We start from the raw sequence: 12,863 nt of genomic DNA, 5'->3' as shown, positions 1-12,863 counted from the left end.
GAGCCTGGATATAAACCCATCCCAAGCGGCCGATCTAGCCCGGAGCGGGGTTCGTTATCGCCAACTTGTCCTCATAGGCCAGAGTCGAGCATCAATGTCTTGCAAAATGAAGTGAGTCGCTAGATCATTACTAGCGGAAACAGCATTGTGAAAGATTTTGTATGGCTGAACTTCTCTTTATTTCTCATTATGAAGATGAAGACAAGCAAGATGAGGAACAATATTATGCGTGGTCGGATTCCTTATCTTGTGGCAACGGCGACGTAGATGCCGATCATCGTCGTCTTTTAGATATCGCCGAACGCGTGCGCACTGCGGACATGCAAGGCCAAGACGATGCTGTCGTCGTCCATCTCTTGCTTGAACTGATGGAGTATGTGCAAGGCCACTTCGCCCGCGAAGAAGCGCTTATGCAAGACGTTAACTACCCGGGCTTGGCCGATCATCAGTTTGAACATGGCCTGCTCATCCAGCGTGTGCAGAGTCTGTATCGAGAATTTTTAGATGGCCAGCGTGTAGCAAATAAAGAAATGTGGCAATTTCTCCGGCGGTGGCTTCGGTATCACATCATGAATGCCGACGTACGGATGGCGCTATTTGCCTCCAAGGCACCTTCTAGCCAGACCAAAATTTGGGAAGAATCACTCTTCACTACAGCGAGCACGTCCTGAAGCCGACGAAGATGTCGTTGCGTTGCGGTGCATAGAAATTTCGGAATCTGACCGAGCGCAGCCGTGGCGACGTGGCAAAGGATGCGCCGCGCAGCACCTGATGAGTGCCGAAATATGGTGCGGAATATTCGCGGTAGGCATCTTCCGAAAATCCTGGATACGGCGTGAAACGGGAAGCAGTCCATTCCCATAAACCTCCCCAGCGAAATGCCGGATGCGCAGACTGGGCGGCATAGACCCATTCGGTTTCGCTCGGCAGTCTTCGCCCTGCCCATGCGCAATAAGCTTGCGCTTCGTGCAGGCTAATATGGCGCACCGGTTCATCGGGGGCAAGCGCGACCGGAATCCCGAACCGCAGCTCGTACCAGTCGCTGCCGTCGCGTCGCCATCCGCCAGGAGCATCTGCGGCGTGTTGCGCCAACCATGCAAGCCCTGTCGCACTCCAGAGCTGATTTTCCTGGTAGCCTCCGCTGACGACAAATTCACGGTACAGCGCATTCGATACCAGCGATGCATCGATACTAAACGGCTTTACCTCCCTGGCATGCGCCCACTTTTCATTGTCGAAAACAAAGCCATCGTTAGCCCGGCTGCCCATCTCGACGCTGCCACCTGAAAAACGAATTTCGTCCGAAGCTTCCCGCGCTGCGTCGAGCGCCGGGTACTGCAGTGGTGGCGTAATGCCGAACGTCTGCAGCGTATACGCAAATGCTTCGCCATGCATATCCTCATGCGCAAGGATAAGACGGTAAGGATAGAGCGTAGCGTCGCTGTCCCCCGCGCAGCGCAATTTTTCCAGCACACTGTCGAGCACCCTACGGCAATATGTCTTCACTTCAGCGGGCGAAGGCAGATCGAGCGACCAGCGCGCTGCATGAGGGACGGTATTGGAATTGAACCATGCGTCGCTATTCAATAGTATCGAGGGCTGCTGCGCAGCGTTTGGTGCGCTTGTTTTCGCCTCGCGCAAGATATACCACTCGGCAAACCAAGCGATATGCCCCAACTCCCACAGTGGCGGATTGACAATTGGGAGTCGCGGGACCTTGGATGGATCAGCCATTCCGCTTGCGGCAAAACAATCGAACAGCGCGAGGGTATGATCACGTGCTTCATGCAAGGCGACGGCCAGCATTTCCGGAGAGGCGGTTCGAAAGGATGTATTCATCGACATCAACGGGAAAGAACTATTCGCCAGTGTCGCATGCAGGAACGCCCTTAGCGTTGACCTCCACGAAGAAATGCCAGATAGAGGGAAAATGACGCCCGGGCGCCCTTCCGTCATCGACATGAGTGTCTGGCTTCTTTTGTAAGATGCCTTTTTTGTGTATCCGTAATAACATTACCTTGTGTCACATTTGCAGTAATTGTTGCCAGCAAGTTTTCCAATTCCGGCTCTTAGCCGTGACAAGTTGAGCAACCAATTGAAGCCTGCCAATGTTCCGCCCTTGTTTCTGGCGATGAAGCTACCCGGCCGATGGCTGAACTCATCGCCCGTACTTCTGTCCGAAAGAAACAAGTTCGGCCCCTCAACTTTTATCAGGACGTTTTACCATGTCTTCTGTCGTCGATATCGAAATCCCCGAAGATCTGATCCGCCGCTTCGACAAGTCCGGGCCGCGCTACACTTCCTACCCGACCGCCGACCGCTTCAATCCGTCTTTCGCCGAGCAGAGTTACAACACCTATCTGGCACAGCGCGCGACGCGCACCGACAATCCGCCCTTATCCGTTTATTTGCATTTGCCGTTCTGCGAATCGCTTTGCTACTTTTGTGCTTGCAACAAGATCATCACGCAGGACCATAGCCGCGTCACGGAATACCTGCAGTACCTGGAAAAGGAAATGGAACTGGTGACGTCCCGGATCGGCCCGGACCGGCGCACGGTGCAGCTGCACCTCGGCGGCGGTACCCCAACCTTCTTCAACTCGGACGAACTGCGCCAGCTGATGGCCATGGTGCGCAAGCACTTTACCTTCACCGACGACGCCGAACTGGGCATCGAGATCGATCCGCGCACCGTGCGGGACGACACGCTCGCCTTCCTGGCGGAACTTGGCTTCAACCGCACCAGTTTCGGCGTGCAGGATTTCGATCCGGACGTACAGCAGGCGGTCAACCGGATCCAGCCGCTGGAGATGGTGGAAAAGGCGGTCGGTGCCAGCCGCGCCGCCGGCTTTCAATCCATCAATGCCGATCTGATTTATGGCTTGCCCAAACAGACACTGGAGAGCTTCAGCCGCACGCTCGACAGCCTGATCAAGGTATCCCCGGATCGTATCGCGCTGTACAACTACGCGCACCTGCCGAGCCGTTTCAAGGCGCAGCGGCTAATCGTCGCCAGCGACTTGCCCTCGGCGGAAACACGCCTGCAGATTTTCCTGATGTCGACGCGCCGCCTGCTGGATGCCGGCTACGTCTACATCGGCCTGGATCACTTTTCCAAGCCCGATGACGAGCTGAACCTGGCTCGCCTCGACAACAGCCTGCACCGCAATTTCCAGGGCTATACCACGCGCGCCGACTGCGACCTGATTGGCTTCGGCGTATCTGCCATCGGCAAGGTCGGTAATTCGTACAGCCAGTCGGTGCGCACCGTGAAGGCGTATTACGAGCATCTGGCGGAAGGCCGCCTGCCCATCGAAAAGGGATTTGAACTGAGCAGCGATGATCTGATGCGTCGCCAGATCATCATGGCACTGATGTGCAGCGCTCCGCTAGATATCGCGGCCATCGAAGCGCAGTACCAGGTGGACTTCTGGACCTATTTCGCCCATGAAGTCGCCCTGCTCAGGCAGTATGAAGATGAAGGATTGATCACGATCGCTCCGGAAGCGATCCGGGTAACGCCGAAGGGACGCCTGTTCGTGCGCGCCATCGGCATGGCCTTCGACAAGTATCTGTCCCAGCCGACTACCTCGACCTACTCCAAGCTGATCTAGTCAATTCGCGCTAGGTGCGCTTCCTTGCAGGGAGCGCACCGGTGCTTTGTCTTTACTTGGCGGGAAGGCAGATCGTCACGAGCAGCGACGAATCTGTCACTGCCTTCAGGGCATGCGGCACCTGTGCGTCCAGGTGCAGGAAATCGTCCTTGTTGAGGACGGTGGTTGACGCCGGCGTGGAAAATTCCACGCTGCCCTCGATGCACAACACGGTGATTTCGCCCGGCGCGCGATGTTCCCGCAGCGTTTTGCCCGCATGAAGTACCAGTCGTATGACCTCGAGCTGTTCGGCCTTGAGCAAGGCTGTGGTGGTCGATGCGGCCAGCTGGTTTCCCAGCGGACCGACATTGACAACTTCACCGGACTTGATATGGGCTTGGGCCATCGATTTCTCCTTTACCGACGTACAACGGAAGGACATCGTAACACTTCAGACGCAAGGGAGCGCATCGCCACGGCGGCGGATGCCTGCATTGGCCGTATCCAATACCTTTATGCCGGCAAGCGCAGGTTGAATCGCACCGCCAACAGCCGGATGATGACGGTCAAAAGAATGCTGACCGAAAGGCTCAACACCTCCGGAACGTGCACCTTGGCGAGCAAGAGGTAGCACCAGCAGCCGAGAAAGGCACAGGTCGCATACAACTGCCCGCGCCGAAATACCATCGGGATCTCGTTGCAGATGACGTCGCGCAGCACGCCGCCGAAGATTCCGGTGATAACGCCCATCATGACGGACACGAATAGCGGCATGCCCGCTTCCTTGGCCAGCGAGGCGCCGAGGACGCTGAACAGCCCGAGGCCGAATGCATCGGCCGTTACCAGCATCTTTTCGGAAAACGCAAAGCGGAGGTGGCGCATGAATGGCGTAACGACCATCGCCAGGATGAACACCAGCAGCGTGTACTCCTGATGCTCGACCCAAAACAAGGGGCGTCGATCAAGCAGCAGATCGCGCAGCGTTCCGCCGCCAAACGCGGTAATGAACGCGACGGTAAACACCCCGACGAGATCCATGTCCTTGCGCCGCGCCTCGACGAATCCGGAAAACGCAAACGCGAGAATCCCAAGGGTCTCGATAATCTGGATCAGCGTAGTAAAACTGTACATGCTAGGCAGTAATGCTCTTCCGGCGATCCAAATATGCTATATGGCAGTCCGGGAAGGTGGTCGGAAAGGGCTGCAAGGGAACGGGAGTGTAGCAGTCCGCTTGCCCGTATGGGGCATGATCAATGGCAAAAAAATATCACATCCACTCCGCAGGCGGCTCATGCATTGTAATTTTGAAAACAATCACCGCGCCTGAGAACTTGTGTCCCGCGGCGGGAATCTGAGCTCAACGTGAATGCGCCATTGACGCACCACAGTCATCCGCCTCGATTTGGCTATAATTTCCGCCTTCGCTCCACAGGATCCTCCATGTCGCTCCTCGATCACCAGCTTGAACTGCTATCGCCCGCCAAAACCGTCGAGATCGGCCGGGAAGCCATCCTGCACGGAGCCGACGCCGTCTACATCGGCGGACCCGCATTCGGCGCGCGCCACAATGCCAGCAACGAGCTGACCGACATCGCCGGGCTGGTGGAATTTGCGCACCGGTATCACGCCCGCATCTTCGTGACGATGAATACCATCCTGCACGATGCCGAGCTCGACCTCGCGCGCAAGCAGATCTGGCAGTTGTACGACGCCGGCGTCGATGCGCTCATCGTGCAGGACATGGGCCTGCTCGAAATGGATCTGCCGCCGATCCAGCTGCATGCCAGTACGCAATGCGACATCCGCACCGTGGACAAGGCGCGCTTTCTGGGCGCGGTCGGATTTTCCCAGCTGGTGCTGGCACGCGAACTGAGCCTCGACCAGATCCGCGCAATCCGCGCGGCAGTCGATACCCCGCTCGAATATTTCATCCACGGCGCCCTGTGCGTGGCGTTTTCCGGCCAGTGCTATATCTCCCATGCGGACACCGGTCGCAGTGCCAACCGCGGCGACTGCTCTCAGGCTTGCCGCCTGCCCTACACGCTTACCGACGGTCAGGGCCGCGTCGTCGCCTATGAAAAGCATCTTTTGTCGATGAAGGATAACGACCAGAGCCGCAACCTGGAGGCACTGATCGACGCGGGAATCCGCTCATTCAAGATCGAGGGGCGCTACAAGGATATCGGCTATGTAAAGAACGTCACCGGCCACTACCGGCAGCTGCTCGACGCAGTCCTGGAGCGCCGCCCCGAATTTTCACGCGCGTCGAGCGGAAAAACGCGCCTGCTGTTTTCGCCCAACGTGGACAAGAACTTCCACCGCGGGCACACGGATTACTTCGCGCAGGGCCGCCAGCCTGACATCGGCGCCTTCGATTCGCCCAAATATCTGGGTGTCGCGCTCGGCACCGTCACCCGCATCGGAACAGACCATTTCGACCTGGCGACCGATGCCCCAATGGCCAACGGCGACGGCCTGAATTACATGCACAAGCGCGAGACAGCAGGCATCCTCGCCAACCGCGTCGAAAAGCTTGGCGAGGACAATGAAGGCCAGCGCTGGCGCGTATTTCCCAACGAAGCAATGACTACCCTGCCCGGCTTGAAGGTCGGCAGCGTCATTCACCGCAACCGCGACCACCAGTGGGAAGCGGCGCTGCAAAAGAAATCGGCAGAACGCCGGGTGGCGCTGCGGCTGACGCTGACCGAGCATGCCGGCGGCCTGCGTCTGTCCATCACTGACGAAGACGGGGTCTCCAGCACGACCGATACCGCGATTGCGCTGCAACCGGCACAACAGTCCGCGCAGGCCGAAAGCGCGCTGCGCGCCAGCCTCGGCAAGCTCGGCAACACGATGTTCGAGGCCACACAAATCGAACTGTCGCTGTCGCAGCCCTGGTTCGTGCCGGCAGCGGCCATCAACGCGCTGCGCCGCGACGCGGTGGCAGCGCACGAGGCGGCGCGCCTGGCAACCTGGTCGCGCCCGCCGCGCAAGGCGCCGGTGCAGCCGTGCCCGGCCTATCCGGAAACGCAGCTTTCCTACCTGGCCAATGTCTACAACGAGAAAGCCCGCGCCTTCTATCACAAGCACGGTGTGCAGCTGATCGATGCGGCGTACGAGGCGCACCAGGAAGCGGGCGAGGTCTCGCTGATGATCACCAAGCACTGCCTGCGCTTCTCGTTCAACCTGTGTCCGAAACAAGCCAAGGGTGTCCAGGGCGTACAGGGACAGGTGCGCGCCGAGCCGATGACGCTGGTCAGCGGCAACGAGCGCTACACGTTGCGCTTCGACTGCAAGCCGTGTGAAATGCACGTCGTCGGCGCCATCAAGCCGGGCATCCTGAACTCCCCGCCCCCGTCGGCCGTGCCCTACAGCCCCTTGGTATTCCACCGCCAGCGCCCGCGAAACTGATGCCTCCTGGGCGGAGATACGCGTTCAGCCGGTTACCTTGCGCATCAGCGCGCGCCCGGCGAACCGCACCCGCTGCGACAGCGGGAAGCGCTTGAACGTCGACTTGGCAGTACCGCTGGTAAAGGCGGTTCGCTTCGAATAATCGATCGCGACATCGACAATGACCGGACGCCCGCCGGCGGCAATGCGCCGCGCCTCGGAAATCGCGCCGGCAATCGCCTTCTCATCCGGCATGGCAACGTAGGCCGCACCGGTCGCCAGCGCGATGCCTTCAATATTTGGACCGGCCAGCACCGTGCACGGCTTGCGGTTGTATGGAATCTGCTGCGCCTGGGCGATCTGCGACAGCTCGCCGTCGTGAAAAACGAAATAGATGACACCGAGCCGGTTGGCGGCGGCGGTCACGATTTCCATGCAGGTCATCATGAAGCAGCCGTCACCGACAATCGCAAATACTTCCATGTCGGGCTGCGCCAGCTTGGCGCCGATGGCAGCCGGGACGGCGTAGCCCATCGCGTTGAAGTCGGTCGGCGTCAACAGCCTGCCGCCGGGGTGGATCGGGAACAGTTCGGCTGTCAGGAAGGTATGGTTGCCGTCGTCGAGCACGGTGACGGCGTCGTCCGGCATCTGGCGCCGGAGCTCATCGAAGAAGCGCGCCGGATTGACCCTGCCCTTGCTGTCGTGCGCGTACCATTCCTCGCGATAGGCGCGCTTGTCGCGCGCGATCTGGGCACGCAGTTCGGTATTGGCCGCGCGCGGGCCCCTCGCCTTCAACTCAGCCAGCAGCGCCGCCAGCGTAGCCTTCGCATCGCCGGCGATGTTGACCGCCCCCGGATAATTGGCATCGAACACATCGGGATTGATATCGACATGTACCAGGTTCCGTGGCACCACGGCGCTGAAGCTGCCGGTCGGGATCTCGCCGAAATGCGTGCCGACGGCCAGCATCGCGTCGCAGTCCTTGAATGCATTGCGCGCCGCCGGCACCGCCGACGGGCTGAAGCCGAAGCCTGCATGCAGAGGATGGTCGCCGGGGAAGGTCGACAGTCCCTGAAGAGTCGTGCTGACCGGCGCCTGCAGCAGCTCGGCGATGGCGACCAGTTCATCGGTCGCTGCCCGCGCCCCCCAGCCGACGAACAGGCCGGTCTTTTGCGCGCCCAGCAGCATGTCGGCGGCACGCCGGATCACCGCACGTTCCGGCGCCTGCTGTACCGGTTGCGCCTGCCAGCGCGGCAGCTCGCCTACTTCGCCGGGAAACAGCTGCAGGTTGACCGGAATTTCGATCAGCACCGGCCCCGGCTCGCCACCGGTGGCGATGCGATAGGCCTCGAAGATGGTCGGCACCACATCCTCATGCCGGAGCACGCGGAAAGCCGCCTTGGTCAGGGGCTTGGCCAGCTCCATCTGGTCGATCTCGTGCAATTGATAGCGCTTGCCGGTATCGGTGCGGATGCCGCCGGAAAAAATCAGCATCGGGATGCCGTCCAGGAAGGCTTCGCCGATGCCGCTGGCAGCATGGGTGAAGCCTGCGGCGGGAACGATGGCCAGCGCGCCGATCGTGTCGCCGGCGGCGCGACTCACGCCATCGGCCATGAAGGCCGCGCCGCCTTCGTGCGTCACCAGCACCGGCGTCACGGACTGCGAATTGTTGAGTTCATCGTACAGCTCGGTATTGTGCACGCCGGGTATGCCAAACGTGAATTTGATGCCGAGCTGTTCCATCGCATAGACGGCCAGCCATGCTGCGGTTTTCTTCATGCTTGTCTCCTAGGTCTGATTATTTGTCACTTATTCGTCCGGCGATCGCCCGCGCGGCGCGGCGCGCACTATACACACAGCCGCCGAGGAAAGTCCCTTCCAGTCCGCGCAATCCATTCATGCCGCCGCCGCCAAAGCCGGCAGCTTCGCCCGCTGCATACAGGCCGGAAATCGGCTTGCCCGCCGTGTCCAGCACGCGGCTGTCGAGGTCGGTCTGGATGCCGCCCAGGCTCTTGCGACTGATGATGAATTCGCGGATCGCGATCAGCGGCATGGCGCCCGGGTCGAGAATTTTGCGGAATTTGCAGGTGCGTATGCGGTCGCCGCGCCATTGGCGCAAATGCGCGATGCGCCGCAATTGCTCATCGTTATGCAGGGCCGGCCCGCGCGCGATCTCGGCGTCGTAGGATTCGACGACCGATCTGACGGTGCCAAGGTCGACCGATCGGTCGCCCTGCAAGGCATTCATCTTGTCCACCAGTTCCGGCAGCGACGAAGCGGTCACGAAATCGATGCAATTTTCGGTCATTTGCCGCACCAGCCAGCGGTTGCCGAACAGCGTATCGCGCAGGAAGCCGGGGATGCTCTTGTCGCGCAGGGACGGATTGAATTCGGCGCCGGATACGGCAAGCTCCTTAAGCGCGATTTTCTGATTGAGAATTTGCCACGAGTATGCTCTTTCCTCGTGACAGATCCGGGTCACCAGCTCGCGCGTATCGAATCCGCTCACCAGCGGCTGCGGGCCGATGCGTTCCCCGCGCCAGTTCAGCCACAGTGCAGATCGCGGCGGCACCAGCGACAGCCCATGTCCGGCCTTGCGCGGCCGCCAATGATGGACGCCCGCGGCGTAGTTCCACATGCGGTCAAGGTGGGTGACATTGCCGCCGGCGGACTGCACGGCGTCATGCAGCAGGCCATCCGCGAACTTGTGCGAACCGTTGAGGATGGCCTGCGGCGGTGAATTCCATTCCGCATGCCAGTGCTTGCGCACCCGGTCGATGCTGCCGTTGATGCCGCCGGTCGCCACCAGCACGGTATCGGCGCGCGCAGTGAATTCCTCGTTGCTGTCCTCGGTCGCGCCGCAGCAGCCGCTGATGCGGCCGGCCTGCATGCTCAGGTCGTCCACCCGATGACGGAACGCGAGCGTCAGCGCCTGTCGCCGCGGGTGCGCCAGCAGCGTGCGGATCAGTTGCGTCGCCAGCCCGTGGCCGGTGCCCCAGGTAACATGCCAGCGCGGCACCGAATTGCCGCCGCCGAATTGCCCGCGCTCGACCCATAGCGGCAGCGGCAAGAATCGGACGCCGCGTTCCTTGAGCCAGCAGTAGATCTCGCCATGGCTATCATTCACATAAGCCTCTGCCCAGCGGCGCGGCCATAGTTCCGCAGCCTTGTCGCGGCCGAAGTCGCCGAACGAAAGCCAGTCGCGCAACGCCAAATCCGGCGTGTCACGAATTCCGCTGCGGCGCTGTTCGGGCGTGCCGACCATCAGGATGCCGCCAAAGCTTTCCTTCGCGAGGCCGCCGAAGTTTTGCTCGTCATCGCGATCGAGCAAGGTGACGCTCTTGCCAGCCGACAGCAGCTCCTGCGCCGCGACGATGCCCGCCAGACCGCCGCCGATTATGACGACATCGCTTTGATACTGCCGCATTGCGCCCTCCTCTCTTCGTGTTTGCCGTCTCCGCTGTCGTGCTGCGACCGCCATCCTGAAACGCTGGCCAGCGCGCCGCGCGTGATCGAATGCACGTCGGGGCATGCCGTCAGGGCCATGGCGACTTCCATTTCCTTGTGCAAGATGTCGAGCACGTGCGACACACCTGCGCCGCCGCGTGCGGCCAAGGCGTAAGCCCAGGCGCGCCCCAACAGGCAGGCACGTGCGCCCAGCGCTAATGCCTTGACCACGTCAAGGCCGCTGCGAATGCCGCCGTCGACCAGCACCTCGATCCGGTCGCCCACTGCTTCGACCACCGCGGGCAATGCCGAAATAGCCGACGGCACGCCATCCAGCTGGCGTCCGCCGTGGTTGGAAACAACCACGCCATCCAGGCCGATGTCGGCGGCAATGCGCGCATCGTCGGCATCCAGAATGCCTTTGGCAACGATCTTTCCCGGCCAGTTGTCGCGCAGCCATCCCAAGTCGTCCCAGGTAACGGACGGATCGAATTGCGCATCGATCCACGACCGGAATTCGGTCAGACTTTGCGCATGCGGCAGCACCTCGCGCAGGTTTCCGAACACCAGCGGCTTGCCGCCCAGCGCGACATCCGCCAGCCAGGAAGGATGCGAGGCGAAGTCCCAGGCACGGGCCAGCCTGCCCTTGATGCTTTTTATGGCGGTCACACCGTTGCGCACGTCGCGGTACCGCGCGCCGACGACGGCTAGGTCGACGGTCAGCAGCAGCACCGGGCATCCCGCCGCATGCGCGCGCTGAAGCAGTTCCCGGACATATCCGCGGTCGCGCATCACATATAGCTGATACCAGAATGGTGCACTTACGGCGCGTACTTCCTCGATCGAGCAGATCGAGACGGTCGATTCGCAAAATGGAATTCCAGCACCTTGCGCGGCACTGGCTGCCTGCACTTCCCCGCGCCGCGCGAACATACCCGCCAATCCGACCGGGCCGAGCACGACCGGCATGGCGAGCTGCTGCCCGAGTACTTCGGTGCGCAAGTCGATACGCGACACGTCGCGCATCACCCTCTGGCGAAGCAGCACCGAACGAAGATTGTCGCTGTTGGCGCGCATCGTCGCCTCGCCATAGGCACCGCCATCGAGATAGTCGAAAAACTGGCGTGGCAGGCGCCGGCGCGCCAGTTCCCGGTAGTCGCCGGCGCTGGCGGGTTGCAGAAAAAGCGATTGGTCATGCGGCATACGGTGTCTCCACGAACTGGATTATTGTGTGCCGGCCGACGCCCGTGGTCATGCCACGCGGCGTTTCCGAATGCATCCCCTACCGGCGCGGCGATAGTTTGGCTTAGTATCTGGCATGGCTCATTGCACTGTCCAATGAGATTTAATATGGCGATTGATATCCCGGAGTTATCGGATGAACCTGAAGCAGTTGCAGCATTTCGTGACGCTGGCCGAATCCGGCAATGTGCACAAGGCAAGCGCCAGGCTGAATATCTCGCAGCCGGCGCTGTCGAAAAGCATCCGCACGCTGGAAGAGGATCTCGACGTCGTGCTGTTCGAGCGATTATCGCGCGGCGTGCGCCTGACCCCTGTCGGCCAGTGGCTGCTGTCGCGTTCGAGCTCCCTGCTGTCGGATGTGCAGCAGCTGCATACCGAAATCGACCTGATCAAGCGGCAGGCAAACGGCTCCGTGCGCATCGCTGCCGGCACCGTGCTGTGTTCTTCCCTGATTCCGATTGCGCTGGCGCGCCTGCGCGAGGTTGCCGCCAATGTGCAGATTGCCGTCGAGTCGGGCTACTGGGATCAGCAGAAGCACATGCTACTGAACGGCGAAATCGATTTTTTCGTCGCCGACTCGCGCGAGCTGGAAGACATCATCGAATTCGAACTGGTGCAGCTGCCGGCCGAGCCGATCTGCGTCTATGTACGTAGCGGCCACGCGCTGCTCAAAAAGAAAAAGCCGGCGCTGTCGGACTTGCAAAGGTATCCGTTCACCGGCCTGACAAAAATTCCGAAAGAGCTGGAAAGAGTGCTGGCCATGTATCCCGAACTGCCTGCCGGAATGCTGTCAGCCAGTGCAGTTGCAAGTAACGACTTTGGACTGTTGCGCGCCAGCGCGGCGCTCACTGACGTGCTGTTTTTCTCGCCACCCAGTGCCGTGCAAGACCAGATCAGGCGGCGCGAATTGGTTCGCCTGAACCTGCCGCTGCCGCCGCAACTGCAAACGCATTTTGCTATTGTCTGGTTGAAAAGCCGTCAACTATCGACTTCGGCGGAACTGATGAAGCGCACGATCATGGAATGCGCATTGCAACATTTTCAAACCGGAACGAGCCTGCCCGCTTCGGTGTAACTCCCGCTCATTGATTTTCGGTAACGCGAGCGAACTTGTGTTCGTGCTCGGCGTCCAATCCCTTTCTTAATTTCCTTAAAGCATTTAGTTGCAGAAAAGGAAATCACCCGGCCTTT

10 protein-coding genes are annotated in these 12,863 nt (G+C 60.5%); 4 read left to right on the top strand and 6 right to left on the bottom strand.

From position 1 onward, the window contains the following. Nucleotides 1-161: 161 nt before the first annotated feature. A complete protein-coding gene (locus TSA66_RS13030) occupies nt 162-671 on the top strand; it encodes a bacteriohemerythrin (protein WP_040040344.1) in 510 nt (169 codons plus the stop codon). Here TSA66_RS13030 and senA read toward each other — a convergent pair. Continuing rightward, nucleotides 652-1,839: a selenoneine synthase SenA gene (gene senA / locus TSA66_RS13025; protein ID WP_198358788.1), complete on the bottom strand. Its 1,188-nt coding sequence runs from the start codon at nt 1,837-1,839 to the stop codon at nt 652-654. The two genes, TSA66_RS13030 and senA, sit on opposite strands and share 20 nt — an antisense overlap. Before the next feature lie 386 nt (nt 1,840-2,225). Here senA and hemN point away from each other — a divergent pair, with 386 nt between their 5' ends. Further along, a complete protein-coding gene (hemN, locus tag TSA66_RS13020) occupies nt 2,226-3,614 on the top strand; it encodes an oxygen-independent coproporphyrinogen III oxidase (RefSeq protein ID WP_040040343.1) in 1,389 nt (462 codons plus the stop codon). A 52-nt stretch (nt 3,615-3,666) separates the two neighbouring features. On the opposite strand, the gene TSA66_RS13015 is transcribed toward hemN, so the two are convergent. Both TSA66_RS13015 and TSA66_RS13010 read right to left on the bottom strand, forming a co-directional pair. Beyond that, on the bottom strand, nt 3,667-3,999 hold the full coding sequence (locus TSA66_RS13015; protein ID WP_040040342.1) for a cupin domain-containing protein: 333 nt from the start codon (nt 3,997-3,999) through the stop codon (nt 3,667-3,669). 107 nt (nt 4,000-4,106) lie between these two features. Continuing rightward, nucleotides 4,107-4,724, bottom strand: coding sequence for a trimeric intracellular cation channel family protein (locus tag TSA66_RS13010; protein ID WP_040040341.1), 618 nt, complete (start codon nt 4,722-4,724; stop codon nt 4,107-4,109). 309 nt (nt 4,725-5,033) lie between these two features. On the opposite strand from TSA66_RS13010, the gene TSA66_RS13005 reads away from it, so the two are divergent. Continuing rightward, the gene (locus TSA66_RS13005) at nt 5,034-7,004 is read left to right on the top strand and encodes a peptidase U32 family protein (RefSeq protein ID WP_040040340.1); all 1,971 of its coding nucleotides are present in this window, start codon (nt 5,034-5,036) and stop codon (nt 7,002-7,004) included. Nucleotides 7,005-7,028: 24 nt separating this feature from the next. Here TSA66_RS13005 and TSA66_RS13000 read toward each other — a convergent pair whose 3' ends face one another. From TSA66_RS13000 to TSA66_RS12990, 3 genes are read right to left on the bottom strand one after another with little or no spacing between them, the layout of a single operon-like run. Further along, nucleotides 7,029-8,762: a thiamine pyrophosphate-binding protein gene (locus TSA66_RS13000; protein ID WP_040040339.1), complete on the bottom strand. Its 1,734-nt coding sequence runs from the start codon at nt 8,760-8,762 to the stop codon at nt 7,029-7,031. A 19-nt stretch (nt 8,763-8,781) separates the two neighbouring features. Beyond that, nucleotides 8,782-10,410 (bottom strand): FAD-binding dehydrogenase, encoded by a 1,629-nt coding sequence (locus TSA66_RS12995; RefSeq protein WP_040040338.1) that lies wholly within the window; start codon nt 10,408-10,410, stop codon nt 8,782-8,784. Continuing rightward, entirely contained in the window at nt 10,380-11,633 is a 1,254-nt protein-coding gene (locus TSA66_RS12990) for an L-lactate dehydrogenase (protein ID WP_084199589.1), read from the bottom strand. Before TSA66_RS12990 ends, TSA66_RS12995 begins: the two co-directional genes overlap by 31 nt. A 175-nt stretch (nt 11,634-11,808) precedes the next feature. Here TSA66_RS12990 and TSA66_RS12985 point away from each other — a divergent pair, with 175 nt between their 5' ends. After that, nucleotides 11,809-12,747 carry a LysR family transcriptional regulator gene (locus TSA66_RS12985; RefSeq protein WP_040040337.1) on the top strand — a complete coding sequence of 313 codons (939 nt, stop codon included), beginning with the start codon at nt 11,809-11,811 and terminating at the stop codon, nt 12,745-12,747. Nucleotides 12,748-12,863 lie beyond the last annotated feature (116 nt).

Origin of the sequence: Noviherbaspirillum autotrophicum (assembly GCF_000818395.1) — a bacterium.
GTDB classification, from domain to species: Bacteria; Pseudomonadota; Gammaproteobacteria; order Burkholderiales; family Burkholderiaceae_D; genus Noviherbaspirillum; species Noviherbaspirillum autotrophicum.
This window is presented reverse-complemented; position numbering and strand designations above follow the sequence as displayed.